Raw genomic sequence first — 26,562 nt, forward strand, 5'->3', positions numbered from 1 at the left:
CGGCTGACATCGCCTGCGACCGGGAAGAAAGCCCCGCATTAGCGGGGCAATGAGACTCTGTTATCTAGTGGCCTGAAGAAAGCTTAATGCCTTCTTTTGGCACCGGAATATACGGCGTTTCTTTGTCCGTACGCGCTTCGGTTTTGCTCGCCTGAATGCAAGAACGGATACCGTAGTAAATAATACTGTACACCACAAACAGGAATAGAATACTCAGACCGGCGTTGGTGTAGTTGTTGACCACAATATGATTCATATTTCTGATCTGCAGAGCCGTTAGCTCGGCACCCCCCGCATTAATCCGCTCTTTATACTGGTTTGCCATAAAGAAGAAGCCTTCCAACTGCGGATTGCTGCTGAACAACTTCAAACCCAGCGCCCAGCTGGTACAAATCAACAGCCAGATAGCCGGAACGATGGTGACCCAGACATACTGGGTGCGCTTCATCTTCACCAGGACCACGGTCGCCAGCACCAGCGCCACCGTTGCCAGCATCTGGTTTGAGATCCCGAACAGCGGCCACAGGCTTTTCACGCCGCCCAGCGGATCGACTACGCCCTGATACAACAGGTAGCCCCAGAGCCCGACACAACCCGCAGTACCCACTACCCCAGCGACCAGCGAATCGGTCTTTTTCAGGAAGGGAATAAAGTTACCCAACAGATCCTGCAGCATAAAGCGCCCGGAACGGGTACCGGCATCCAGCGCCGTCAGGATAAACAGTGCTTCAAACAGAATACCAAAGTGATACCAGAACCCCATATCCGCCACAGGTAAAATCTTGTGGAATACATGGGCAAGGCCTACCGCCAGCGTCGGTGCGCCACCTGCCCGGTTCAGCACTGAAGGTTCACCGATGTCTTTGGCGGTTTGCATGATTTGTTCAGGTGAAATCACAAAACCCCAGGAACTGACGGTGGCGGCGGCATGAGCAGTCACATCTTTCAGTTGTGCCATGATCATCGGCGCGTTACCGCTGCTAAGCTCATGCAGATTTGGCATGGTAAAACCCAGAGCGGCTGGCGGCGTGTTCATGGCGAAGTAGAGACCCGGTTCGATGATTGAAGCGGCTACCAGCGCCATCACGGCCACAAAGGATTCCATCAGCATCGCGCCGTAACCGATAAAACGAGCGTCAGTTTCGCAGGCCAGCAGTTTTGGTGTCGTGCCAGAGGCGATCAGAGCATGGAAGCCAGATACCGCGCCACAGGCAATAGTAATAAACAGGAACGGGAATAATGCCCCTTTCCACAGCGGGCCCGTACCATCGATGTACTGGGTGATAGCGGGCATTTTCAGCACAGGATTAAGGATCACGATGCCGATAGCCAGGCCGACAATCACCCCAATTTTCAAGAAGGTTGCCAGATAGTCACGCGGGGCCAGAATCAGCCACACGGGCAATAGAGCAGAGACAAATGCGTAGCCAATCAGGGTAAATGTAATGGTGGTATCTTTGAAGGTCAGCGCCGGGCCCCAGTAAGGGTCGCTGGCAATAACACCGCCGAACCAAATGGAGGCGACCAGCAGTATTACCCCAATCACCGAAATTTCGCCTACCTGTCCGGGGCGAATAAAGCGCATGTAAATCCCCATAAACAGCGCAATAGGCACGGTCGAACACACCGTAAATACGCCCCATGGGCTTTCCGCCAGTGCTTTCACCACGATGAGTGCCAGCACAGCCAGAATAATAATCATGATCAGAAAACAGCCGAACAAAGCAATAGTGCCCGGAATAGGCCCCATCTCTTCTTTGATCATTTCCCCCAGAGAGGCACCGTTACGGCGGGACGAGATAAACAGCACCATAAAGTCCTGTACCGCACCGGCAATGACCACGCCAGCCAGCAGCCACAGCACGCCGGGTAGGTAACCCATTTGTGCAGCAAGCACCGGCCCGACTAACGGACCCGCGCCAGCAATAGCGGCGAAATGGTGACCGAACAGGACATTACGGTGAGTCGGGACGTAGTTCAGACCATCATTGTTGATCACTGCCGGCGTCGCGCGTGTAGGGTCCAGCTTCATGACTTTCTGCGCGATATAAAGACTGTAATAGCGGTAGGCCACGAGATACACCGAAACCGATGCCACGACAATCCACAGCGCACTGATGCTTTCACCCCGCCGTAGGGCAACCACTGCCAGACAAAAAGCACCGATGATTCCAAGAATCATCCAGGGTATGTGCTTGAGTAGCGTTTTTTTATTCATAAGAGACCCGGTTATTTGAATAGCCAAAAAAATCCCTCTCCATATTGTTGAATGGGGCTTTTATAAGAGAGGGGTGTCGCCTATATGATGGCGACTTTCACCACAGTACGGGCGAAAGAGTGGTTAAGCGGTCATATAGGAAGATAAGCGGCTATTTGGCAGGCTAAGCGGTTTGTGTCGTCAGCTAACTGATTGAAATTTGTGAGTTAGATCTCACTTCTCGGTGATGGAAATAAGGAGTGATTTGGCTCTGAATCGTCCTCTTAGTCGATCGCCACAACGCAGTAAGCCCTCTGCATTTGCAGAAGGCTTTATCGATTAAAAAGGGAAAATATAGGGTGTCAGGCGGGCTTAGTTTTCAAGCTGATAATCGAGGGTGATCTCTGTTTTAAGCAATTTAGAAATCGGACACCCGGCTTTGGCTGCCTGAATGATTTTATCAAATTCCGCTTTCTCAATACCGGGTAGCTTCACCTTGCTTTGCAACGCCACGCTGGTGATAGCAAAACCCCCATCGACTTTATCAAGTGATACGTCAGCGACGGTATCAATACTTTCTGGAGTATGCCCCGCTTCGCCGAGCATCAGTGACAGTGCCATTGAAAAACACGCTGAATGCGCCGCACCAATCAGTTCTTCTGGATTGGTTCCCGGTTTGCCTTCAAAGCGTGTATTGAAACCATAAGGTTGTTTTTCCAGCGCGCCACTTTCGGTAGAAATCGTGCCTTTCCCTTTCTTAATGTCGCCTTCCCAGTGTGCCTGTCCTTTTTTATGAATGGTCATGTTAATCCTCCGGTTTGTTGAACATTGAGGATAAGTATAGTCATTAACAGGCCGTTGGGAGTCGGCTGGGCCGATTAACAGATTTATCCGGATCATCGTCATTTGTCGACATCCACTGAGAGTGTCCGAAGGGTGAGATGCGTTGGAGGCTATTTCTTTAAGCAATGGAAAAGATAGTAATTCCCTTTTGGGCTTTCGCCCTCGGCGATAATCTTCCACCCTTTGGCGAGATAAAATTCCACTGAGCTTTCACTTTTGATCAGGCATTTCAGTGAACCGGTGCCGGTAAACATCGCCTCAACCGCACGAAGCAGTGCGGTACCTACGCCTGTGCCTTTGACCGCCGGATCGACAAACAGGTTATGCAGAAAATTCTCCTGCGTGAATATTGACGCGAAACCGACTAACTTGCTGTCGCGAACGGCCACGATCACTGTTTCGCCAAGCGTTGCGCGGTCAAAATCTTCCAGTTGTAAATTTTCCGTGTCCATCCATGTCCAGGTGTCTTTGCGCGACGCCAGATAAAGCGTACGTAAAAAGGGTCGGTCAGCTTCCTGGTAAGGGCGAATCTGCAAGGGGGCACTCTCCGTTTTTATTGTCTTGGGATGATTGTAGGTTGATCTTCCTGCAGCGCCCACCAATAATGACTGTCGTTGACTCGGGGTGCCCGCTTGCAAAAGAAAGGGCTGAGAGCTTACCCGTATTACCTGATCTGGATTATGCCAGCGTAGGGAAGTCAGGTATCTCTCCCGATACCGCCTTCTTGAGCGCCGGTGGGGAGAAGTATGAATATCCAACCTGTCGATTTTTCCGGCGTGTATGCTGCCAATGCTTTGCAAAACCTTCGTAATACCGCACCTCTGGTGCATTGCCTGACCAATGACGTGGTGCAATCCTTTACCGCCAACGTGCTGCTGGCGGTAGGAGCATCACCCGCGATGGTGGTGGACCCAACTGAAGCCGCGCAGTTTGCCACCATAGCCGATGCGCTGTTGGTGAATGTCGGCACCTTGACCCTGCCTCACGCCGACGCCATTCGCGCTGCGGTGCAGGCTGCTAATCGAGCTGGAAAGCCCTGGGTGCTTGACCCCGTGGCCGTAGGGGGGTTGACGCTGCGAACTGAATTCTGTCTGGAACTTATTAAACTCAGGCCGGCGGCTATACGTGGCAATGCTTCTGAAATCCTTGCACTGAGTGGCATGAGTGCGTCCGGTCGTGGCGTTGACAGCGGCGATAATGCCCTCTCAGCCTTACCGGCGGCCAGGCTTCTGGCGAAGCAAACCGGGGCGATTGTCGCCGTGACAGGAGATGTTGATTACGTTACTGAGGGGGAACGATGTCTGGCAGTGTCCGGCGGCGATGCGTTGATGACCCGCGTGGTTGGCACTGGCTGTGCGTTGTCGGCGGTGGTGGCGGCTTTTGTTGCCTTGCCGGGCGACCGGTTGGAGAACGTGGCGGCAGCCTGTCGCGTGATGTCGTGCGCCGGTGAGCTGGCATGCCAGCAAACGCGAGGACCGGGCAGTTTCATCCCTGCATTTCTCGATAATCTCTATCTTCTGGATCAAGAGGCATTGGCATGAAGCGTATCAACGCATTAACCATCGCCGGTACCGATCCAAGCGGCGGGGCGGGTATTCAGGCCGACCTCAAAACCTTCTCTGCGCTCGCCGCCTACGGCACCAGCGTGATCACCGCACTGGTGGCGCAAAACACCCGTGGCGTGCAATCGGTTCACCACATTGAGCCGGCGTTTGTGGCGGCCCAGCTAGATTCCGTTCTGAGCGATGTGCGTATTGATAGCGCAAAAATCGGCATGTTGGCCAACTCGGCGATCGTTGACGTGGTCGCGGAGCGGCTGCGCCATTATGCGCTGCCCTTTGTGGTGCTTGATACCGTGATGCTGGCAAAAAGTGGCGATGCATTATTACAACCGGATGCAATAGAGGCGCTACGACGATCATTACTGCCGCAGGTGTCAATGATCACGCCGAACCTGCCGGAAGCCGCCGCGTTGCTGCAATGCGACATTGCGCAGAGCGAACAGGCGATGCAGGAGCAGGGCGAGGCGTTGCTGGCAATGGGGTGTGAAGCGGTACTGATGAAGGGTGGGCATTTGCAGACGGGTAAGAACGATGAAAGCCCTGACTGGCTATTTATGCACGATTTCCGCCAGCGTTTTACTGCGCCGCGCGTAAACACCAGACACACTCACGGTACTGGCTGTACGCTGTCGGCTGCGCTGGCAGCACTGCGTCCACGCCATGATAACTGGCCAGATACCGTACGTGCTGCCAAAGCGTATTTACAGCTGGCGCTGATGCAGGCTGACTCGCTGGACGTAGGACACGGGATCGGACCGGTACACCATTTTCACGCATGGTGGTAAGCGAAAATCCCCTTCCAGTCGCACCTGAAAGGGGACTTAAATTTTTATCAGGCGCGAATTTTCTCACGACATAATTCGGTTTCCACCTGCTGAAATAGCGCCAGCGCGTTCTGTAAATGTCGGGCATCAAACGGGTTGAGTGGGTAGAATTTTTCGTCTTTGCGGGGACGCAGTGACAACCGGATCTGTGTGGCAGAAACACGCTCGAAAAAATAGCTGGCGATGTCGTCGTTCTCTTCATCACGCCAGGAGATCATCAAGGCGGCATGTTCGCCGGTACGGCGGCCCACAAAACGGTTGTGAGCCCAAAGGCTTTCGCAGTCGCCATCTTTTTGCAACTTCTTACCATTGAACCAGTTGCTGTCGGCCAGGAACCACAAGGCTTGCGGCGTGATTTCCCGCTGTAAAGTGCGCCATAGTGGCTGATTATTTTCCATCTGCCAGCAGGCCATGCCGAGATAGTCATTCAACTCCCGCCAGTCGTTTTGCAGCTGAAGTTTAAGCTCATCGTCGAGGATATTGTGAAATTGCTGTAAGCCGCTGGCCTGTTCACCCAACTTGGTATAACCGACCACCGACATAGTGCGTGGTTTGCGGCGTAAGGTTATCCACAACAGAAACTTTGGAATCCGGAATTTTATCGCTTGTACGCTGAGTTTGTAGCGCTGGCCACGTGACATCACCAGTCCATTGGATGTGCCTCGTTTTTCCTGATAATTCCGAACCAGAACCACGCTATTTTGGCCCATCCAACCGGTGACATAATGCTCTTTTTCGCTATCGGCAATATCCAAATCGCGGGCGATCTGTTCAATTTTCTCTACATCCAGCAGACTGAGAGAAAGGGTTTCTTCATTGCTGTAATAGCATTTTTTCAACGTATCGGGTGTTAAAGACGGAGCAGATGTCATAGCTGGAATTCCATGGAAAGCACACGGTTTATAGCTTAACTTAAGTTGTTATACATATTTATGTCACGGCTAACATAAACTGCATTTTTTTATAGATTATTGCGGTAAAACGCCTGTACGGACCGAACCGAATAGGCGCATGACAGCCCAGCGGTTATTCGGCCTCGAACCAGTCGCTATTTTGCTCGGCGATAGGTGTGATGGTCGAGATCATCTCTTGCAGATGAATGCGGATGGCGCGCTCGGCGGCGTCCGGATCATGGGCTTTCAGCGCCGCAAAAATGTTGTCGTGTTGCTCGATCAAATTTTCTGGCGGCGAGACCTTGCTCAGGGTGAGGAAACGTACGCGATCCATCGTGGCCTTGATGTGCTCGACGGTTTCCCACGCCAGGCGGCAGTCAATGACTTGCGCGATCGTGCGGTGAAATTCGTCGTCGAGCAGCAGAAATTCCTGCGTCTGTTGGCTTTTTGCTGCCAGCCGCTGGCGCTGCAGATTATGTTCTAAAAGTGCCAGGTCATTGGGCGTCGCTACCATGGCCGCGCGGCGCACCACCGCGGTTTCCACCGCTTCACGGATGAAACGGCCATCGGCCACACGTTTGGCGGAAATCTTCATCACGAAGGTTCCTCGCTGGGGTAAAACCTGTACCAGACCCGCTTCCGCCAGTTTAATAAAGGCTTCACGCACCGGTTGGCGCGAGACGTTAAAGCGTGACGAAATTTCTTTTTCGGACAGCAGCGTTCCCGGCGGGATCTCACAGGTGACGATGTCCTGACGCAAGGCCCGGTAGATCTGCTGATTTACCGGCATATTATTGAGAAATTCGTAGGATTTAGTCATAGGCAAATTGACATTTTCAGCAGCTTGAATAGCCCAATAGTATCATGACTTTCCTCAGAATTTTGAGATTGTTACCTCATTGTTCATAACAGATCCGATGAGTGCTTAGTCAGAATTAATGTGTTCACGGCAGTATCTTTTTTTATAAGCAGCCGGTGTTATCCCGACTCGTTTCCTGAATATCCGCCGGAAATAAGCCACATCATTAAAACCGGTTCGCCGTGCCACCTCCGCCAGACTATCGCTATCGGTCAGCAGTAGGTTTTCTGCTGCCGAAACGCGCTGCTGGTGCAAGGCATCGGTGAGCGTGAGGTTAAAGGTAGAGCGAAAAACGCGACCAAGGTAGTCCGCATTACAGTGGAGTAATGCCGCCAGTTCAGCGGTACCCAGCGGTTGGTGATAACGCGTAGCAATCAACTGCCGGGCTTTATAGGCCAGCGCTACACCAGGACCACCCGGTTCGGGAACGCCGACGGGCGCCTGTCCGACTTCCTGTAATAACAATAACAAAAACAGTTCCAGCGAAGGGCTTTGCGCACTGCGCTGCTGCTCATTTAAAAATAATCTGAATAACGCCAATATTCTCTCAGCATCGCTAACTTTACAGTGCTGTGGAATATTCAGCTGTAAAGAAGGATCTTTTTGCTGATGTTGTAAAATATCAAAGTGCAGCCAATAAAATTTTAATTGTGCGTCAAATACCCCGATGCCCTGATGTTTTCTATCGGGAAATAGAATCAGACTTTCACCGGCTTGCAAATCAAAACGGGTATTTTCTTCCTGTAATGAGAGCGACCCACGCACGACATAGATCAGTTCAAAAGAGGTCAATGTGCGGGTCGGATGTGTGCCTATACCGCGAGAGATAAACAGGCCACCATTTTGCACGCGTAGCGGATAACTTACGGAAATAGAAAGCATTTCATTCTGCACTCCGGTAATGGAAGACGGGTATGTACAGGCTTTAGGCTAGCAGAGTGGCGTTTCGAACATTGACTGGGCTGTGCAAGATTTGATCCGCTTCACAAAACCAGATACAGGTCGGAATTGTCCCTTTTTACTACTTGATTCACCACTTGTTGTCCTTTTGCTGTCATGTCAGATTAGGTGTGTACCTTATTATTTAAAAATGTCCCGATGCCATGATTATTTATATTATGGCTGTCTGTTTCTTATTGCTGAGAATAAAAAGTATAAATATGAGCGAGGAAATGATGCAAACCACTTCAATTGATACTGTCCCAGCGCAGATTAAAGAAAAGAATAGCCAAATAACGGTCAGTGAGAAAATAGGTTACGGACTCGGTGATGCTGGTGGCACAATTATTACTTGCCTGATTGCCAACTTTTTGACCTTTTTTTATACCGATATTTTTGGTCTGACCCCGGCGATTGTCGGCACGCTATTTATTTCCCTGCGTATTATCGATGCCATCTCCGATCCGCTGATGGGGATTTTGGCTGACCGTACCCAAAGCCGCTGGGGACGCTTTCGCCCATGGCAATTGTGGATCGCCTTGCCTATTGGTGTGATCGGTTTTTTGACCTTCACCGTGCCCAGTCTCAGTGGTGATACCAAAATTGCCTATGCCTTCTTCACTTACTTTTTGCTCTCCGTCTCTTACACCGCGATCAATGTGCCGTACTGCGCACTGATCAACACCATGACCACCGATCACCATGAAGTTATCTCCTGTCAGGCGTGGCGCTTTGTGCTGTGCGGTGTTGCCGGGTTCTTGGTGTCGGTGGGGCTGCCGTGGCTGGTGGAATATTTTGGCCATGGTAACGTCGCGCTCGGTTATCAGCAGGGTGTGGGACTATTGTGCGCGGTCGCCGTCGTGATGTTCCTGTGGTGCTTTTTTACCGTCCGTGAACGTCTGCCATTGTCTATGCTCGGCCAGTTCAGCGTGCGTGAGCATATTCGCGGTATGTTGAAAAATGATCAGTTGCTACTGGTGCTGCTGATGTCCTTCCTGCTGATCAATGTGTTTAACCTACGCGGAGGCGGCTATATGTATTTCATCACCTATGTGTTGAAGGGAGGAGCCGGATATGCCTCGATGTTTTTTGGCATGGTGACGCTGGCGTCGATTCTTGGCGCGGTGATCGTTAATCAATTGACCAAGTTTATCGACACTGTGCGCCTGTACATGCTGACTAACCTCGTGCTGGCGGTGTTCTCACTGCTGATGTGGTTTGTGCCGGTGGGTGAACAGTGGCAGTCGCTATGGCTGGGTATCATCTTTGTACACTGTGTGATCCTTGGCTTCACGCTGCCGCTGCACTTTTCCATCATGGCGTTTGCTGACGACTATGGATATTGGAAAAATGGTATCCGCTCTTCGGGCATGAACTTCGCCTTCAATCTTTTTTTCATCAAACTGGCCTGGGCTTCCAGTGCCGGGATCATCGCGCTGGTGTTTATTCTGGTTTCCTATCATGCCGGTGTTGACCATCAAACGTCAGCCTCGCTGACCGGCATCCGGCTGTTTGAAACGCTACTGCCTGCCGCACTGCATCTGATGCTGGCTATCACCATTACCTTCTGCAAGCTCGATAACAGCCTACTCAATCGTATGTTCGACGCGCTGGTCAAAAACATTTAATTTTACGACATTGTTTAACGACACAAATTCAGGAGGTTGCATGTCTTTTCATCCTATTGATTGCCTTGAGGTCCCGCTGGATAAAGTCCAGATAACCGATGCATTTTGGCTCGAGTATCAGCGTCTGGTGAAAGAGGTGGTAGTGCCTTATCAGTGGCTGGCGCTCAATGATCAGGTGGCGGAAGCCGAACCCAGCCATGCAATTGAAAATTTTCGCATTGCTGCTGGCCAGAGTGACGGTGAATTTTACGGCATGGTATTTCAGGACAGTGACGTGGCGAAATGGCTGGAAGCCGTGGCTTATCTGCTGGTGAAGAACCCTGACGCTACGCTGGAAGAGACGGCTGATCAGGTGATTGAACGGGTTGCCGCCGTTCAGCAGCCCGACGGTTACCTGAATACCTATTTCACCGTTAAAGCGCCCGAACTGCGCTGGAGCAATTTGGCGGAATGCCATGAGTTGTATTGCGCCGGGCACTTGATTGAGGCGGGTGTGGCCTATGCGCAGGCCACCGGGAAAAACCGTCTGCTGGAGGTCGTCTGTAAACTGGCTGACCATATCGCGCAGGTGTTCGGCCCGGAAAATGGACAGATTCAAGGCTATCCCGGTCACCCGGAAATTGAGTTGGCACTGATGCGGTTGTATGAAGCGACCGGCGAGCGGCGTTATCTTGATCTGACCCGTTATTTCGTCGAGCAGCGCGGTACTCAGCCCCATTTTTACGATCTTGAGTATGAAAAGCGTGGGCGCACCTCGCACTGGAATATTCACGGTCCCGCTTGGATGGTCAAAGACAAAGCCTACAGTCAGGCGCATCTGCCGGTCGCGTTACAGAAAACCGCTATCGGCCATGCGGTACGCTTCGTCTATTTGTATGCTGGCGTGGCACATCTGGCACGTCTCAGTCAGGATCAGGAAAAGCGCGACGTGTGTCAGCGGCTATGGGAAAACATGACCCAACGCCAGATGTACATCACCGGTTCCATCGGTTCACAAAGCAGCGGCGAGGCGTTCAGTTGTGATTACGATCTGCCGAACGATACGGCGTATACCGAAACCTGCGCGTCCATCGGTCTGATGATGTTTGCCAATCGGATGTTGCAACTGGAGGCTGACAGCCGTTATGGCGACGTGATGGAACGCGCATTGTATAACACCGTGCTGGCTGGAATGGCGCTTGACGGTAAGCACTTCTTCTACGTTAATCCGCTGGAAGTGCATCCAAAAAGTATTCAGTTCAACCATATTTATGATCATGTTAAACCGGTACGCCAGCGCTGGTTCGGCTGTGCCTGTTGTCCACCGAATATCGCGCGGCTACTGGCTTCACTTGGCAGTTATATTTATACCCGGCGTGACGACGGCGTGGATATCAATCTGTATATCGGCAGCGACGTGGAGATTGAGGTGGAGGGGGAAACCTTGCGGCTCAAACAGAGCGGGGGTTATCCGTGGCAAGACACGGTGAAGATAGAGTTGGAAATCGCAAAACCCCTGAAAACGACACTGGCACTGCGTCTGCCGGACTGGTGTGCCAGCCCACAGTTGCTGGTCAATGGAGAGCCGCTGGAACTTCACGGCTATGTGCATCGTGGTTACGTGCGCCTGACACGCTATTGGCAGAACGGCGACGTTTTACAGCTAACGTTGCCGATGCCCGTGACGCGCGTGAAGGGGAATCCTCTGCTGCGCCACTTAGCTGGCAAAGTGGCGATTCAGCGAGGACCGTTGGTCTATTGCCTCGAGCAGGCAGATAACGGCAGCGAACTGCATAACCTGCAATTGCCGGCTGATGCGCCGTTCAAGCTGATTGCCGGCAGCGGTTTGTTCAAAGGAAAAACCCTACTGCAAACGCAAGGAACGAGGGTGAACTCTACCCAAGCCTTGCAGCAGCCGCTCTACAGTTTTAACTCTCCTCCTGCGCAGATGCAGCCACAAACCTTGACGTTTGTTCCCTATTTCAGTTGGGCGAATCGCGGGGAAGGGGAGATGCGTGTGTGGGTCGACGAAGGCTAAGCGCTGGCAAATGATAGATAAAAAAAATCCCGCTCAAGGAGGGCGGGATGTCGTAATACCTTACAAGGGGATAGTCCAATGAGGTGCAATGACCTATAGGGAAATAAGTAATTGCGCGCTTATAGTAACTTAGGGTATTAAATAGGCCAAGCATAACTTTCACTAATTTTACTTATGTTAAACCCTTCAGGAATTTTCCTAGGCGAGTGGCTATACGGTGAGCGATAACAAGCAGAAAGCGATGCCGCTGGTTATGTGCGAGATAAAGGCCTACTCTTTATAGGTATTAATTGGGCACTCTGAAGTTAATCTATTGTAAGTATTAAGGATTGTTATGAGCGAAGTCGAAAGTTCGATCAGTGTTGGCGATACTCTTACTGTAAAGAGCGGTTCTACCCACGTGGTAACAGGCTTTGTGAAAAAAGGGGAACGCGTTTACCCAACCGTTAAAACCGATCACGGTGATTCTAACTTTAGCCAGATCAAAGATATTGTCTCTGTGAGCAAAGGCTGAATGTAATTAGCTGAGCGCGACCGCGGCCTGCTGCACATTCAGTGCGGGTGGGCTGTGTAATGCTTTTCCCCTAATACATTCGAATGATTTCCTGAATAGCCAAATTCCTTTAGCCCCCATTCCCCCATCATTCTCCCATTTACCTGTGTCATACTTTTATTTATGAAGCCAATCAAAAAACCGGTGAGGATTTACGCATTGGCTTACCGCTTTCCTGCAATGGCTGAAAATACCTTAAGTGAGGGTGGTGAAAGCCAGCCTGATTCAGGGCATTCTGTTGCAATAAGCCGACAGCGGCAAACCTCGAATTCTCACTTTTAGACCTGCAGGAGCCCCCATTATGTCATCTGAAAATAGCGTATCACCGGAACAGCACACCGAGACGCAGGATCCCTTTATCTGGCTTGAAGGTATTCGCGAACAGCCCGCACTCGAGTGGGCACAGCAGCAAAATGACCTGACCGTGAGCCAGTTTGCCAACGGCAATGATTTCGAACGTATTCGCCACCAAGTGCTCAGCGGGCTGAACTCACCGGCACAGATCCCAGGTATCCATAAGTGTGGAAACCAGTGGTACAACTTCTGGCAGGATGAAAAAAATCCACGCGGCCTGCTACGCCGCACCACACTTGATGAATACCGTAAGGCCGAACCGGCATGGGAAACCGTGCTGGACATCGATGCACTCGGTAAAGCCGAGGATCAAGAGTGGGTTTATCACGGTATCCAGGTACTCAAACCTGATTACCAGCGCGCACTGTTGCATCTTTCTCCTGACGGCGGTGACGCATCGGCGATTCGTGAGTTTGACCTGCAAACGCTGAGTTTCGTCACGGACGGTTTCAATTTAGCTTCGGCCAAAAGCCGAGTGTGCTGGATAGACCGCGATCGTCTGTTTGTTTCCACCGATTTTGGGGCAGGATCGATGACGGCTTCTGGCTACCCGCGCCTCACCAAAATCTGGCAGCGCGGCACGCCGCTGAGTGCGGCACAAACCCAGTTCAGTGCTGAACATGACGACATGATGGTGGTGGGTTATCACAGCGATTCTCAGGGCTATAAGCGTAATTTCGTTGTCCGTGTGATCGACTTTTATCGCCGCGAAACTTTTTTGCTCGACGCGCAGAACACTCTCCATAAAGTGGATTTACCGCAAGATGCCAAATCCAGCTGGTGGCGTGAGTGGCTATTGGTTCAGCCTGCCAGCCAGTGGGATGTCGACGGGCAGAGCTTTCCCTCTGGCGCGTTGTTGGCGATAAAATTTGATGACTTTATGGCGGGCAGTCGTCAGATGACCACGCTATTTATACCCGGCGAGACGACGGCGCTGAGCGACTACTCAATGACCCGTGACTTCCTGATCCTCAGCATTTCCGAAGATGTGGTGAACCGTCTGGAAATTTTGACGCCTCAGAGAGATGACTGGCTGCGTGAACCTTTTGGCAATGCGCCTGCGATGAGTAACATCAGCGCCCACGGCGTCGATGATGACAGTAATGACTACATGATGACGGTGAGCAGTTTTCTACAACCGACGACGCTCTACCTCGGCAACCTTGACCGCAAGGACCTGCCGGCTGAAATCCTCAAACAGGATCCTGCGCATTTTGACGCATCGGGGTATACGGTGAGCCAGCATTTTGCGCACTCGGATGACGGAACCCGCGTACCTTATTTTGTCGTAGCAAAAAAAGATCTGGTGTACGACGGTCAGAACCCAACGCTGTTGTACGGTTATGGGGGGTTTGAGGTCTCACTCGAACCTTATTATCTTGGCGTCAGCGGCCCGGCGTGGCTGGATCGCGGTGGGGTGTTTGTTCTCGCCAATATTCGCGGCGGCGGGGAATATGGCCCGCGCTGGCATCAGGCAGCGTTGAAGGACAAGCGTCTGCGTGCCTATGAAGATTTTGCCGCTGTCGGTAAAGCGTTGGCGAACAGCAATATCACTTCTGCGCAACATCTGGCGGCGCAGGGCGGGAGTAACGGTGGCCTGTTGGTCGGCAACATGCTGACGCTGTACCCTGAGTTGTTTGCCGCCATTGTCTGTGAAGTCCCTTTGCTAGACATGCAACGCTATACACAAATTTCGGCTGGTGCCTCATGGATTGCTGAATATGGCGATCCGCAGAAGCCGGAAGAGTGGGCGTTCATCCAGGATTTTTCGCCGTATCATAATATCGATGCCACTAAAAAATATCCGCCGGTGCTGTTCACCACGGCCACCAGTGATGACCGGGTCGGGCCGGGACATGCCCGTAAAATGGCAGCCAAAATGCAGGCGCTGGGCTTACCGGAGGTCTGGTTCTATGAGAACACGGAGGGAGGTCACAGCGCCGCGGCCGACAAGGCGCAATCCGCGTTCAAACGTGCGATGGTCAGCGAATTCTTGCTGCGCTTCACCGGGCAGAGCTGCCGTTAAACGCCGTGCGGTATAATGGCTGAAAAAGTCGGGTCAATGATGGCCAGACTTTTTTATTGAAACCCTTCTATTTATATTTCGACATGTTTTAGTAACATTTTGCGCTTTAAAAACATTGCTCTGCGGATCAGGGATTGTTTATGATTCTGACATCATTTGATAATGGTTCTCAAAATCATTTATTTTTAATTCTCATTGCCGGGTACGAACATGTTGAAGAATACCGCTCGTGTACTGTCTGTCTCAGGCTTGATGGCTATCTCTTTTGCCAGTTTTGCCACCACCTATCCACTGACTGTCACTGACCTTGATGGTCAGAAACTGACGTTCACCAAAGCGCCACAGCGCATTATTTTGCAGGATGGCCGCGATATTCTTTCGCTGGCCGTGCTTGATAAAGCCAATCCGTTCCAGCATGTGGTGGCGTGGAATAATCTTCTGAAGAAAACCGACAGCGGCACCTGGGACATGCTGAAAAGCAAATGGCCGGATTCTGCCAAAATTCTGGATATGGGATTCAGCGACAAAGGGCAGGTTGATCTCGAAACGGTGATCGCCCAAAAACCTGACCTGATGGTGGCGCAGCTACGGGCAAAAGATTCGCTGAAAGAGGCGGGGGTTCTCGACAAACTCAGTGCGTTGAAGATCCCTGTTCTGTTCGTCGATTACGAGCGTGATCCGGCGAAAAATACCGCGCCGAGTATTGAACTACTTGGCAAGGTTCTTAACCAGGAAGATAACGCCCGCGCTTACAGTACCTTTTACCAGCAGCACTATCAGCATATTCAGCAGGTCGTGGCGTCAGTGAATCCGAAGCCTAAGGTATTTATTGAAGCTATCGCCGGACGTTCCGACTCCTGCTGCTTCACCCATGGTGATTCTGGTTGGGGAAAACTGGTTCAGGCGGTGGGCGCTGACAATATCGGCACTGATCTGTTGCCGGGAGCGTCGGGTGACGTGTCGTTGGAAAAAGTGATCAGCATGAAGCCCGATGCCTACATCATGACCGGTTCGGCGCGGCCGAGTAATGGCAGCGTGTCGCATATTCTGCCGCTGGGCTACGGTGCTGACCAAGCCAGCGTCGATCGTGAAGGTTTGGCGCTACTGTCCCGTAACGGTATCTCGCAGATCTCTGCTGTGACCGACAAGCGCGCTTACGGCGTTTATCATCAGTTCTACGACCATCCGTACAATATTGTCGGTATGGAGTATTTGGCGAAGTTTATCTATCCGCAGCAGTTTAAGGATTTGGATCCGGCGAAGACTTACCACGATCTGGTGCGTAACTACACCCAACTGCCAGACACTGCGTTCATTTTCGGCTGGTCAGAGGCTAAGTAACGGCGACTTTCACGCACTCTGTCTGCCTTCCCGGCAGGCAGAGTATGATCCAACGAAGCCCCTCTCTGACGTCTGCGACGCCATTATTTACCCTGATCACATTTGTTGACACTCGGTTAATTCATCCCGGTCACTATTTGGTTTAGTGTGATCGATAGATTCCCTCTTTCCGCTATGCGTTTTTGACAACGCGAAGGGGGAGCAACACACATCGACAAGGTGAATTTATGCAATCCGAAGAACAGCGTTTAATCGAAGGTCTTTTTAGCCGTTTGCAACAGGCTGAGTCCGGCACGGCACCGCGCGACGCCGATGCAGAACGTGTGATTCAGGCTTGCATCAGTAAGCAGCCGTCAGCGCCTTATTATATGGCGCAGGCGATGATCATTCAGGAAGCGGCGCTAACCAGGCTGAATCAGCAGGTTCAGGCGCAGCAGCAACAAATTGAGCAGTTACAAGAGCAGGCTAAATCCGTGCGTCCGGCAAGCAGTGGGTTCCTGTCCGGGTTGTTTGGCGGCGGATCATCGGCGCAAACTCAACCGCAGTCTGCAGGGCAAAGTCATGCAGGCAGCCAGCCGATCCCCGGTACCAGCGGCTGGGATAACCGCAACGCGCCACCGCAGCAGCAACAGGCTTACCAGCCACAAGCAGCACCACAACAGGCGGCACCTCAGCAGCCAGGGTTCCTCGGCAGCGCCTTGCGTACGGCGACCGGTGTGGCCGGCGGCGTGGTGCTGGCCGAGATGCTAACCGGCATGTTCCATCAAAGCCAGCCGCAGGAAATCATGAATATTATTCAAGAGCCACCGGTGCAGAATCTGGATCCGAACGACGCCAGCTTCCTCAATAATAATGATTTCCAACAGCAAAATTTCGACAGCGGTCAGCCGGACTGGCAGGATGCCTCAATGAGTGATAACAGCGACAATTCAGGTTTTGGTTTTGGCGCTGACGATGGCAGCTCCGATGATTTTAGTAATGACGACGACTCCTTTTTCTAATGTTTTATGGTTTTCGAAGGCGTTTTTACAGTAGGAATTATCGTACAAGTTGTAAGAGTGAGAGGTTTATCGCTTATTGCAATCGGAATTCTGGACAAAAGCTGAATCTGTTGCTGTACTGTAACTGACACACGTTTTGTGTCGTTCATTAACGTAAAGGTAAGTTTGATGTCAAAGATTACAGGTAGCGTTAAGTGGTTCAATGAATCTAAAGGTTTTGGTTTCATTACCCCTGAAGATGGTAGCAAAGATGTTTTCGTGCATTTCTCTGCTATTGCCAGCAATGGTTTTAAAACCCTCGCTGAAGGCCAACGTGTTGAGTTCGAAATCACACAGGGCGCTAAAGGTCCATCGGCTGCTGACGTTAAACCTATTTAACTCTAGCCAAATTTTGAAAAAACCCGCTGATGCGGGTTTTTTTTATTCTTCTATCGGTTAGGCAGGGTTCACGCCGCCGCCGTATTTTTACGTACCAGTGAGACAAACAGTATGATGGCGATCGCGTAACAGCCGAGGATCGTCAGTCCCATCGACAACGCCGACGTGCCGCCCAGCCCACTGAGTGGAACACTAATCGCTCCCAGAGCGAACATGCACACACCAATCAGTGCCGACGCGCTGCCCGCATTCTTCCCCTGACTTTGCATCGCCAGTGAACCCGCATTCGGACCAACAATCCCGATAGTAATGACTGAGAAGAACAGTGGCACCATCAGCAGGATCAGTGGAGCGTGCAGGCTTGCCGCAATAACCAGAGAGACAGAACCGACTGCGGCGAGACACAGGCCGATTTTAACCAGTGCCAGCTCGCCCCACTTGCGGCTCAGGCGCGTTGAGACCTGTGCGGCAATCACCAGGCCAAGACCATTGGCGGCAAAGCACAGGCTGAACATCTGCGGACTGAGGTGATAGATTTGCTGCAAAACAAAAGGCGATGCACCGATATAGGCGAACATACCGGCCATCGTAAAGCCCTGAGTTAAACATAATCCCATAAATTGCCGGTCTTTCATTAGACGGCCAATCGAACGTACCATCACCATCACACCCCCTTGTGAGCGCCGCTCAATGGGGAGTGTTTCGTGCAACTTCAGCAGGGAGAAGCTGAAAAGCAGCACGGAAATTATCGCCAGTGCGCCGAAAACCCCGCGCCAGCTCATAAAGTTCAGTAAGCCGCCGCCCAATACCGGCGCGATAATCGGTGCCAGTCCATTGACCAGCATCAGCAGCGCAAAGAACCGTGTCAGCTCGTGACCATTATATAAGTCACGGGCCACGGCGCGCGACAGCACCGCACCACCTGCGCCCGCAACACCCTGTAACAGACGGGCAACGATCAGTTGGTCAATATTTTGCGCGACGGCACAGCCCACTGAAGCCACCAACAGCAGTGCCAGCGACCACAACAGCGGGCGCATACGGCCATATTTGTCACTCAGCGGGCCAAAAATCAGCTGGCCCAGACCGAGCCCCAACAAACCGGCGGTCAGACTCAACTGACTGGTGGCGGTGGTGGTATTAAGCTCGACCGCCATTTCGGGCAGTGCAGGCAAATAAAGGTCCGTACACAGCGGCCCGAGCGCTGCGAGTGAACCCAAAACCAAGGCATAACCCAGGCGTTTTTCTGTCAGGTGATTGCTCATTACTTTATCCATTTCTGGTGGTTTTTGGGATGAAAACGAGGGTTAAGGCTGGGGAGGTAGCATTGCAGGATCAAACAGTCGGCTAAACAGCCGATCATAAAGTACATCAAGATGAATGGGATCGGCATGCTGGGTCGTCAGGTGGCGAAATGCCGTGCCTTCACAAATGACCGCCAGTATTTCGACTCTGGCGGCTAATTCATCATCCGACAAGTGGGAATAGGTTCTTGCCAGCATGGCTTTGGCTTCATTAAACAGTTGGCCTTCTGCATCGCGCCAAATCTGTTCCACCACGGGGTTACGTGTCGCTTCGGCGGTCACTTCTAACATCAGGGCATGATCTATTTCGGGCTGTTCCAGACTCCGCTCAGGGCTGGCGTTCCGTGGGTGTTCGACATGCAAGCTGCCAATACGCCGGTGGGCAAGATTCTCGGCCATCTGCCGTAGATTATGGGCATTGCCGGTCATCAGACTGATTTTCTTAAATACGATGCGTCTTACGATCTCTTCGATAATGGCATCTTTATTGGCGAAATAGCGATAAATCTGCCCAACGCTAAGCCGCGATGTCTTGGCTATTTCCGCCATGCCAGCACCGTGGAATCCATGTTTTCGAAAGCAAATCCGTGATGCGGCGATAATTTGATCCCGTCTGGCGCAGATGCGCTGTTCTTTACTTTCCTGAGGATGAAGCATTGGGTTGGATGACCTGAGGTTAGGCGTGCACAGTGGGTGTGAACGTTCGTTCTCAAGTATAGATTACGAAGTGTTGAAGGTAAATACTAAAAAAACAGCGCAGACTCAGAAAGTCTACGCCGTCGAGGTGCGGGCAGTGGAAATCGGGTCAGGAGATAAAATAGTCGTGTAGGAAAATGGCGCTAACCAGTAGACACAGCGACACTACCAGCATTTCTGAAAAATTTTTTGGCATTGAGAACATTATAGGCTCCGGATAATCCACAGTTTATGCCTACCAGTATGAAGTTCTAAAATGAAGGAAACATTAAGACGGTGGGGGAAATACCTAATGCCAACGGATTTATCTCACAGAATGAGCCGCTAACGATGCCTTGATCATAAAAAGGCATCGTTGTGATTCAAAACTAGTGTGCGGTGTACCAACTGACCAGCATAAAGGCCAGCAATGTCATGGTCAGCGATCCAGCCAGGTTCACGAACATATTGAGTAGCGCACCGGCAAAGCGGCCATTTTGCAACATGTAGACCACTTCCAGTGAGAAGGTCGAGAAGGTGGTCAGCCCGCCGCAAAAACCGGTAGTCAGCAGCAGTTTCCATACCGGGTCAAGGTGGGTAAGACGACTGAAAGTAGCAATACAGAGTCCGATGATAAACGCGCCGACCAGATTGACGGTCAAGGTTCCGAGAGGCAGAACGGGCGTCATACCATTCATTTTCATACTGACATACCAACGGGCCATACTGCCCAAACCGCCACCAATAAATACTGCAAGTAATGTACTGAACATAAAAGCCTTTCGTGAGGTTGAGTGATTATTTAGAAAGGTTCCGGCGTCATGCTACGAACCTCTCAATGAGATTACGTAGACATCATTAGCCGGTAAAGGCGGTTTCGGAGGAATGTCATCTCCATCATGTCGCGGGATTTTACACGGCTAAGGCAATAATTTGTAGCGTCTCATCAAGAGATTAATGAACTTAGCCAAGGGCCAATACAATCGCATCGGCAATCACATCAATCTGTTCGGCTTTGAGCTGCGACGTACTGATACGAATAAACTGTCCTGGCCCGGTCCGGCTGCGTTCACCGGGCAGCACGGCAATACCTCTGGCGGCAAGAGTGACCAAGGCAAACTGCTCAGAAGGCACCGGGATCAGGATCGAAAGACCGTCCCGGTGAGGGATATTAACCCCGCGTATTTTTAGCGCATCCGACATCGCCTTGCGCCGTTCTGCGTAAACCCGCTTAGCCTGTTCAATCCCTTCTTGCGTTTTTTGATCATTGATCAGATAGGCCAGCGCCTGCTGCAAAATACGGCTCGACCAGCCTGCGCCAAAATTGCGGAATGATTTGATCTGTTTGATCAAATCTTCAGAGCTGGATATCACCGCCAGACGCAGATCTGGCCCGTAGGCTTTGGAATACGAGCGAACGTGGACGGTGCGCAGTGGCAGCACGCTACCCATGCTGATTGGTTTTTCTCGCGACAACTGGCCGATGCCATCATCTTCAATGATCAGTGTATTGCTCGCACTGAGGATCTCCGCCAGTACCGCATAACGTTCGGCATTCAGTGCGTGGCCACAGTGAGAATGCGTCCGTGGTTGATAGATAAAACAGGACGGTTTTTTCGCCAACGCCATCTGTAATGATTCGGGAATGGGACCAAATTCATCACATTTTACTGGCAGAACCTGCGCCCCCAGATTGTCCAGCATATCCAGCAGGCGGGTGGCTGTCGGATCTTCAATGGCGACCACCGAGCCTTGCATCAGCAGGGTTTGCAGCGTCAGGTTCATGGCGTCAAAACCACCGTCTGCCGCCATAAAAGCCCCGGCTTCATAAGGCCAGCTGGGTTTAATCGCCTTCAACAGTGCAGGCGCAATCGCCTCGCGCTGATAGCTATTGAGATTATCTGCGCTGACACCGGCCTGGAGTGCGGCGCTAAGATCAGGCAATAGGGTGGGGTCCGGTGACGACAGGGCTAAATCGGCAATGATGTGATCCCCGAAGTTACCGATTTTCTCAAAACGCGCGGGGCGAGGAGAGAGCGTATCGCCGCATACCCAGACGCCGTTGCGCCCGCGCCCGGCAATCACTTTCTGGCGACGAAGCTGACTCCATGCGGCCGATACCGTAGCCGGGCTGACGCCCAGTGCCTGCGCCAGTTCACGTACCGCCGGTAAGTGTGTGCCAATCTCAATAATACCCGAGCGGATCATCGACGCCGTTTCGAGCGCAATGCCGCGCATTGAACGGTCTTCCAAATGAGCGGCGAACCACTCAGCATCCCGTGTTTTTACCTGCAGACGGTCACTCATTATTTTCCTTTTGTTCAGTAACAAAGAATATATTGTACATATTATATTATGACATTAGTATCAAACTTAACCAATTGGACGATAAAATAATCACACTGACATCAATGTGATCGCTAATGCTCAATGGGATGTTGTTTTCGTGATGTCTCATTTCTACACATTCATACGAGGAACACTGTGGCAATCACCATCAGACTGGCAGTTCGTGACTGGGATTACTTTACGCCGCTGGCGTTAGGCGATGTTAAACCAGAGGGTTTCAATCTTGAAGTTGACCGCGTCGACACTTTGGTGGGCGATTTAGCTACCAGCGATCGCTACGACGCGGGCGAAGTCTCCTTCAGCCGTTATGCTCAGAGATGTGCCAAAAGAGAAAACGATCTGCTGGCCATACCCCACTTCCTGATGCGCGGCTTTCGTCAGCGCTGCATTATCACCCGTGACGACAGTCCGTTGACCGAACTGTCACAACTGGCAGGTAAGCGAATTGGGCTAACGGGCTGGCAGGATTCAGGCAATACATGGACACGCACGCTGCTGGCGCTCGAAGGGGTAGGGATTGAAGATGCCAACTGGTATGTGGGGCGCTTGACGGCCGATCATCCGATTGTTGACCGGCTGGCCGGTTTTGGCCGTGCGGGGCGTATTGAAGTGGTACCCAAAGAGCGTCCGATGATGGAGCTGTTGCAGGAAGGCTGGCTCGATGCCGTGTTCACGCCTTTTATGCCAGAGGGTTTTTTCAGGCCGGACTCCGGGTTTCGTCAATTCCAGCCCGATTTCCGTCAGGCCGAACTGACCTATTTTAATAAGGTGGGTTACGTTCCCGGCATTCACCTACTGGCGATCAAACCCGCGCTGGCCGAAGCGCATCCGTGGTTACCCCAGGCCTTGAGCGACATTATTGAACGCTCTTATCAGGTTTGGATGGATAAACGTGCCAAATATGCCGATACCACACCTTGGTTGCTGGACGATCTGCGTCGCACCGTGATGGATTTACCTGTGGACTGGAATGCAAACGGTTACGTTGCCAACAAACGAATGATTGAAGATTTTGCTAAGGAGTTACATCAGCAGAATCTGATCGCCCGGCCCTTAAGTGCGGCAGACCTTTTCCCGCAATTTGCCGCTGAATCTGACAGCCACTGAAGTTAAGGAATGAACATGAAAGTTGCATTAGGGCAGTTCGCTGTTGCCAAAGAGTGGCAAGCCAATGCAGAAACCTGTCTTTCGCTGATGGCGACGTCTCGCGAAGCCGGGATTGATTTACTGGTGTTGCCGGAAGGCATCCTGGCGCGAGATATCGCTGATCCTGATTTGGTGTTGAAAGCAGCCCAGCCGCTCGATGGCCCATTTGTCAGCCAGCTACTGGCAGCCAGCGTTGGCAATCAGATGACCACCATGATGAGTGTGCATATTCCTGCACCCGATGGCCGCGTCTGGAATGTGCTGATCTCCATCCGCAACGGCGAGATCATTTCTGAGTACCGCAAGCTGCACTTGTATGACGCATTTTCAGCGCAAGAGTCTAAAAATGTTACGCCCGGTAAAGAGGTTCCGCCGCTGGTTGAGGTGGCGGGTTTTAAAGTCGGCTTAATGACCTGTTATGACGTGCGTTTTCCTGAGTTGGCACGCCGTCTGGTGCTCGACGGTGCCGAGGTATTAGTGTTGCCTGCCGCTTGGGTAAAAGGTCCACTCAAAGAGATGCACTGGGAAGTGCTGGTGACCGCTCGTGCGCTGGAAAATACCACTTATATGGTGGCAGTCGGTGAGTGCGGCGAGCGCAATATCGGTAACAGCATGGTCGTTGACCCACTTGGTGTGGCCATTGCCCGCGCTGCCGAAGCACCGGCTCTGGTGTTTGCTCAATTGGATAAAGATCGTCTTATTCACGCACGTAAGGTATTGCCGGTGCTGGAAAATCGCTGCTTTGATATCCCACAGCTACGCAACGACAAGTTTTGAACATGCCATGCTGATCCTCAGCGGCTGGGCGTGCAGTAAAAATAAAGCGCGAACAACACCAGGGAGCGCTGCAGTAAACCCGTCGCTTTAGCGCCAGAATCGACGGTATAACACGTAGATGGCGCGAACAACACCAGGGAAGGTGTTAACAAAAATAAAATGATTCCTATTATTTTTTCACAACATCCAGGTCGACTTTTAAACAGAGGAAATAGAGATGATGGCAAAACCATTACGTCAGGCTTCGCTACTGGCGGCGGCGATATTTTCGATATTCGCCAGCCATGTTATGGCTGCTGAAAATGTGGCAATCCCGGCTCAAACGATGGATCCGGCGCTGCATGCAAAATTACCGGCTGAGATCCAAAAATCCGGGGTCATGACGTCGGTGAATAATGGCTCGTTTCCCCCCTATGAAATTGTCACCGGCAGTAACTCCCTTGACGGTGCCAGCGCCGATCTGGCCCGTGCATTAGGGGGCGTGCTGGGCGTGAAAATTGAACATGCTTCGGTCAGCGGATTGTCCGGTATTTTGAGCGGCATGGCGGCCGGGCGTTATCAGATGGGGATCGGCCCGATTGGTGATTACCCAGACCGTCAGGCGAAAAATGATTTCGTCGATTTCGTCAAAGAATTCGTGGTGTTTGCTGTGCATAAAGGCAACCCACAAAAGATCAATGCACTGGAAGACACTTGCGGTAAACGCATCGCGGTGATGGCTGGTGGCTCGGCTGAGCAGGTGATCCGTAAGCAGTCGGCGTTGTGCGTGAAAGGCGGTAAACCGGCGGTTACCATTCAGTCTTACGCCGATCAGCCCACCTCGATTCTGGCGGTGCGTTCCAACCGATCCGACGCATTCTTCTCTTCCCAGGCACCGCTGACCTATTTCGTACAGAAAGCCAACGGTCAGTTGGAGCTGACAGGCACTGGTAAAGCTAACGGGTTTGGCGATATCTTCCAGGGTACGGTAGTGCCGAAAGATTCCGCCGTGCGTGACGCGATTCTGGCGGGATATCAGAAATTATTTGATAACGGGACTTACGCCATCATCATGAAAAAATGGGGTCTGGAAGAGAATATGATCGCCGCGCCTGGTATCAATCTGGCCAAGGTGCAGCCCCAATGACGGATAAGACGTATAGTTCTCCACCTGCTGTCAAGGACGACTATACGCAAGATTTGCGTCGTAACGTGGAATTTTCCCATGTGCCACGGCGCTACGGACGCTGGCTGGCGTGGATTATCGTGCTGCTGATCGCCATCGATGTTATCTGGAACGTCGCCCGCAATCCTAATTTTGAATGGCATGTGGTGGCGCAGTGGTTTACCGAAGCCACGGTGATGAAGGGGTTGGGTGTCACACTCGGCCTTACCGTGATTTCGATGCTGCTGGGTGTGCTTCTGGGATTGATGCTGGCGATTGCCCGGCTGTCGCAAAGCATGCTGTTGCGTCGCCTGTCGGGCATGTTCATCTGGTTTTTTCGAGGCACACCGCTGCTGGTGCAACTGTTGTTCTGGTACAACATGTCGACGTTGTTCCCGCGAGTGGTACTGGGTATTCCGTTTGGCCCCGAGTACATGAGCTGGAATACCAACGATCTGATTACCCCATTGACTGCAGCGATCGCCGGTCTGGCGCTGAACGAAGCGGCCTATATGGCGGAGATTATCCGTGCCGGGCTGCTGTCAGTGGATAATGGTCAGGCAGAAACTGCCCAAGCATTCGGCATGAGCCGTGGCCGGGCATTACGCCGGATCATTATCCCGCAGGCGATGCGGGCGATCATCCCACCAACCGGTAATCAGTTGATCAGCATGATCAAAGCCACCTCGCTGGTCAGCGTGATCGCCATGGGGGACTTGCTGTACTCGGTGCAAACCATTTACAACCGTACCTTCGAAGTCGTGCCGCTGCTGATGGTCGCGGTGATCTGGTATTTGCTGATCACTTCAGTGTTGAATGTCGGTCAGTCAGTCATCGAACGCTATTACGCCCGTGGTACACGCAGTTCGGGATCCGCCACCAAACGCCGCCAGACTTCCGCTGAAGAAAAGACTATCCCGATTGTCAGGCAACCGGGCGTCGCCCAGAAGGAGGATCGATGAGTCACTATCAGAGCGACGAGCAGGCACCGCTGGTCATTGCGCGTAATGTGCATAAAAGCTATGGCGAAAACGAAGTGCTTAAGGGGATTGATCTGGATGTCAGGCCTGGCGAAGTCGTCGTGATCCTCGGGCCGTCAGGTTCTGGGAAATCCACGTTTCTGCGCTGTATTAATCATCTGGAAGATATTGATCGAGGTTCGATCATGGTGGGCGGCGAGCAGATTGGCTACGTGCTGCATGGTAGCCGGTTACATAAGCTGCCGGAAAAGGCGATCGCCCGCCAGCGGCGCAATATCGGCATGGTATTTCAGCAATTTAATCTTTACCCGCACATGACCGTGTTGCAGAACATTGTTGAAGCACCGGTTGGCGTGCATAAAGAGAGTCGCCAGGCAGCAGAGAAGTATGCTCGTGAGTTGCTGGAAAAGGTCGGACTGAGCGATAAAGCCAATGCCTATCCGCGCCATCTTTCCGGCGGGCAGCAGCAGCGTGTTGCCATTGCACGTGCCTTGGCGATTAAACCCAAGCTGATGCTGTTTGATGAACCCACCTCGGCACTAGACCCTGAGCTGGTGGGCGAAGTACTGGCGGCGATGCGTGACCTTGCGCAGCAAGGGCTGACGATGATCGTGGTGACGCATGAGATCGGTTTCGCCAGGGAGGCTGCGGATCGGGTGGTGTTTATGGATGGTGGCTATGTGGTGGAGCAGGGTACGGCAGATGAGGTGTTGGTCAATCCGCAGCATCCACGCACTCAGGCATTTCTCAGCCGTTTTATCTGAAAGCGGCG

At 52.1% G+C, this 26,562-nt stretch carries 24 protein-coding genes and 2 riboswitches; of the genes, 14 read left to right on the plus strand and 10 right to left on the minus strand.

Annotated features, from left to right (window positions below; all coding sequences use genetic code 11):
• Window positions 1-64: 64 nt before the first annotated feature.
• The 3 genes from IEV89_RS00830 to IEV89_RS00840 all read right to left on the minus strand — a co-directional run bounded on the left by IEV89_RS00830 (window position 65) and on the right by IEV89_RS00840 (window position 3,576).
• On the minus strand, window positions 65-2,218 hold the full coding sequence (locus IEV89_RS00830; protein ID WP_188469466.1) for a carbon starvation CstA family protein: 2,154 nt from the start codon (window positions 2,216-2,218) through the stop codon (window positions 65-67).
• A gap of 351 nt (window positions 2,219-2,569) precedes the next feature.
• Complete coding sequence (locus IEV89_RS00835; RefSeq protein ID WP_188469468.1) at window positions 2,570-3,001, minus strand: OsmC family protein; 432 nt, start codon at window positions 2,999-3,001, stop codon at window positions 2,570-2,572.
• 149 nt (window positions 3,002-3,150) lie between these two features.
• Complete coding sequence (locus tag IEV89_RS00840) at window positions 3,151-3,576, minus strand: GNAT family N-acetyltransferase (protein ID WP_188469470.1); 426 nt, start codon at window positions 3,574-3,576, stop codon at window positions 3,151-3,153.
• 74 nt (window positions 3,577-3,650) lie between these two features.
• A riboswitch (TPP riboswitch) is annotated at window positions 3,651-3,752 on the plus strand.
• A 34-nt stretch (window positions 3,753-3,786) separates the two neighbouring features.
• Here IEV89_RS00840 and thiM point away from each other — a divergent pair.
• Window positions 3,787-4,581, plus strand: a complete 795-nt coding sequence (gene thiM, locus IEV89_RS00845) for a hydroxyethylthiazole kinase (RefSeq protein ID WP_188469472.1) — start codon at window positions 3,787-3,789, stop codon at window positions 4,579-4,581.
• On the plus strand, window positions 4,578-5,387 hold the full coding sequence (gene thiD, locus IEV89_RS00850) for a bifunctional hydroxymethylpyrimidine kinase/phosphomethylpyrimidine kinase (RefSeq protein WP_188469474.1): 810 nt from the start codon (window positions 4,578-4,580) through the stop codon (window positions 5,385-5,387). The genes thiM and thiD overlap by 4 nt, the downstream gene beginning before the upstream one ends.
• A 47-nt stretch (window positions 5,388-5,434) precedes the next feature.
• Here the strand turns inward: thiD and IEV89_RS00855 are convergent, their stop codons facing one another.
• From IEV89_RS00855 to IEV89_RS00865, 3 genes are all read right to left on the minus strand, one after another.
• Complete coding sequence (locus IEV89_RS00855; RefSeq protein WP_188469476.1) at window positions 5,435-6,298, minus strand: hypothetical protein; 864 nt, start codon at window positions 6,296-6,298, stop codon at window positions 5,435-5,437.
• Window positions 6,299-6,452: 154 nt separating this feature from the next.
• Entirely contained in the window at window positions 6,453-7,139 is a 687-nt protein-coding gene (locus tag IEV89_RS00860) for a GntR family transcriptional regulator (RefSeq protein ID WP_188469478.1), read from the minus strand.
• Window positions 7,140-7,244: 105 nt separating this feature from the next.
• Window positions 7,245-8,060 (minus strand): AraC family transcriptional regulator, encoded by an 816-nt coding sequence (locus IEV89_RS00865; protein WP_188469480.1) that lies wholly within the window; start codon window positions 8,058-8,060, stop codon window positions 7,245-7,247.
• 293 nt (window positions 8,061-8,353) lie between these two features.
• Here IEV89_RS00865 and IEV89_RS00870 point away from each other — a divergent pair, with 293 nt between their 5' ends.
• The 7 genes from IEV89_RS00870 (at window position 8,354) to cspE (ending at window position 17,415) form a co-directional block, all read left to right on the plus strand.
• Window positions 8,354-9,745 carry an MFS transporter gene (locus IEV89_RS00870; protein ID WP_188470313.1) on the plus strand — a complete coding sequence of 464 codons (1,392 nt, stop codon included), beginning with the start codon at window positions 8,354-8,356 and terminating at the stop codon, window positions 9,743-9,745.
• Between the two features lie 55 nt (window positions 9,746-9,800).
• Complete coding sequence (locus IEV89_RS00875; protein WP_229746353.1) at window positions 9,801-11,762, plus strand: glycoside hydrolase family 127 protein; 1,962 nt, start codon at window positions 9,801-9,803, stop codon at window positions 11,760-11,762.
• A gap of 334 nt (window positions 11,763-12,096) precedes the next feature.
• The gene (locus tag IEV89_RS00880; RefSeq protein WP_188469484.1) at window positions 12,097-12,276 is read left to right on the plus strand and encodes a hypothetical protein; all 180 of its coding nucleotides are present in this window, start codon (window positions 12,097-12,099) and stop codon (window positions 12,274-12,276) included.
• A 340-nt stretch (window positions 12,277-12,616) separates the two neighbouring features.
• Complete coding sequence (locus IEV89_RS00885) at window positions 12,617-14,695, plus strand: prolyl oligopeptidase family serine peptidase (protein ID WP_188469486.1); 2,079 nt, start codon at window positions 12,617-12,619, stop codon at window positions 14,693-14,695.
• Between the two features lie 210 nt (window positions 14,696-14,905).
• Window positions 14,906-16,036, plus strand: coding sequence for an ABC transporter substrate-binding protein (locus IEV89_RS00890; RefSeq protein WP_188469488.1), 1,131 nt, complete (start codon window positions 14,906-14,908; stop codon window positions 16,034-16,036).
• Window positions 16,037-16,263: 227 nt separating this feature from the next.
• The gene (locus IEV89_RS00895; protein WP_188469490.1) at window positions 16,264-17,037 is read left to right on the plus strand and encodes a DUF2076 domain-containing protein; all 774 of its coding nucleotides are present in this window, start codon (window positions 16,264-16,266) and stop codon (window positions 17,035-17,037) included.
• A gap of 168 nt (window positions 17,038-17,205) precedes the next feature.
• Entirely contained in the window at window positions 17,206-17,415 is a 210-nt protein-coding gene (gene cspE, locus IEV89_RS00900; RefSeq protein WP_140470542.1) for a transcription antiterminator/RNA stability regulator CspE, read from the plus strand.
• Window positions 17,416-17,483: 68 nt separating this feature from the next.
• Here cspE and IEV89_RS00905 read toward each other — a convergent pair whose 3' ends face one another.
• The 4 genes from IEV89_RS00905 to IEV89_RS00920 form a co-directional block, all read right to left on the minus strand.
• Entirely contained in the window at window positions 17,484-18,680 is a 1,197-nt protein-coding gene (locus tag IEV89_RS00905) for a multidrug effflux MFS transporter (protein WP_188469492.1), read from the minus strand.
• A 42-nt stretch (window positions 18,681-18,722) separates the two neighbouring features.
• Window positions 18,723-19,376 carry a TetR/AcrR family transcriptional regulator gene (locus IEV89_RS00910; protein ID WP_188469494.1) on the minus strand — a complete coding sequence of 218 codons (654 nt, stop codon included), beginning with the start codon at window positions 19,374-19,376 and terminating at the stop codon, window positions 18,723-18,725.
• A gap of 407 nt (window positions 19,377-19,783) precedes the next feature.
• Complete coding sequence (crcB, locus tag IEV89_RS00915) at window positions 19,784-20,167, minus strand: fluoride efflux transporter CrcB (protein WP_188469496.1); 384 nt, start codon at window positions 20,165-20,167, stop codon at window positions 19,784-19,786.
• Between the two features lie 69 nt (window positions 20,168-20,236).
• Window positions 20,237-20,299, minus strand: a riboswitch (Fluoride riboswitch).
• Between the two features lie 58 nt (window positions 20,300-20,357).
• On the minus strand, window positions 20,358-21,701 hold the full coding sequence (locus IEV89_RS00920; protein ID WP_188469498.1) for an aminotransferase class I/II-fold pyridoxal phosphate-dependent enzyme: 1,344 nt from the start codon (window positions 21,699-21,701) through the stop codon (window positions 20,358-20,360).
• 177 nt (window positions 21,702-21,878) lie between these two features.
• On the opposite strand from IEV89_RS00920, the gene IEV89_RS00925 reads away from it, so the two are divergent.
• From IEV89_RS00925 to IEV89_RS00945, 5 genes are all read left to right on the plus strand, one after another.
• Window positions 21,879-22,850, plus strand: a complete 972-nt coding sequence (locus IEV89_RS00925; RefSeq protein ID WP_188469500.1) for a substrate-binding domain-containing protein — start codon at window positions 21,879-21,881, stop codon at window positions 22,848-22,850.
• A gap of 15 nt (window positions 22,851-22,865) precedes the next feature.
• A complete protein-coding gene (locus tag IEV89_RS00930; RefSeq protein ID WP_188469502.1) occupies window positions 22,866-23,666 on the plus strand; it encodes a deaminated glutathione amidase in 801 nt (266 codons plus the stop codon).
• 217 nt (window positions 23,667-23,883) lie between these two features.
• Entirely contained in the window at window positions 23,884-24,792 is a 909-nt protein-coding gene (locus IEV89_RS00935) for an ABC transporter substrate-binding protein (RefSeq protein ID WP_188469504.1), read from the plus strand.
• On the plus strand, window positions 24,789-25,772 hold the full coding sequence (locus tag IEV89_RS00940) for an amino acid ABC transporter permease (RefSeq protein ID WP_188469506.1): 984 nt from the start codon (window positions 24,789-24,791) through the stop codon (window positions 25,770-25,772). The genes IEV89_RS00935 and IEV89_RS00940 overlap by 4 nt, the downstream gene beginning before the upstream one ends.
• The gene (locus IEV89_RS00945; RefSeq protein ID WP_188469508.1) at window positions 25,769-26,554 is read left to right on the plus strand and encodes an amino acid ABC transporter ATP-binding protein; all 786 of its coding nucleotides are present in this window, start codon (window positions 25,769-25,771) and stop codon (window positions 26,552-26,554) included. Before IEV89_RS00940 ends, IEV89_RS00945 begins: the two co-directional genes overlap by 4 nt.
• Window positions 26,555-26,562: the final 8 nt, after the last annotated feature.

The organism is Hafnia psychrotolerans (assembly GCF_014639435.1).
Taxonomy (GTDB): domain Bacteria; phylum Pseudomonadota; class Gammaproteobacteria; order Enterobacterales; family Enterobacteriaceae; genus Ewingella; species Ewingella psychrotolerans.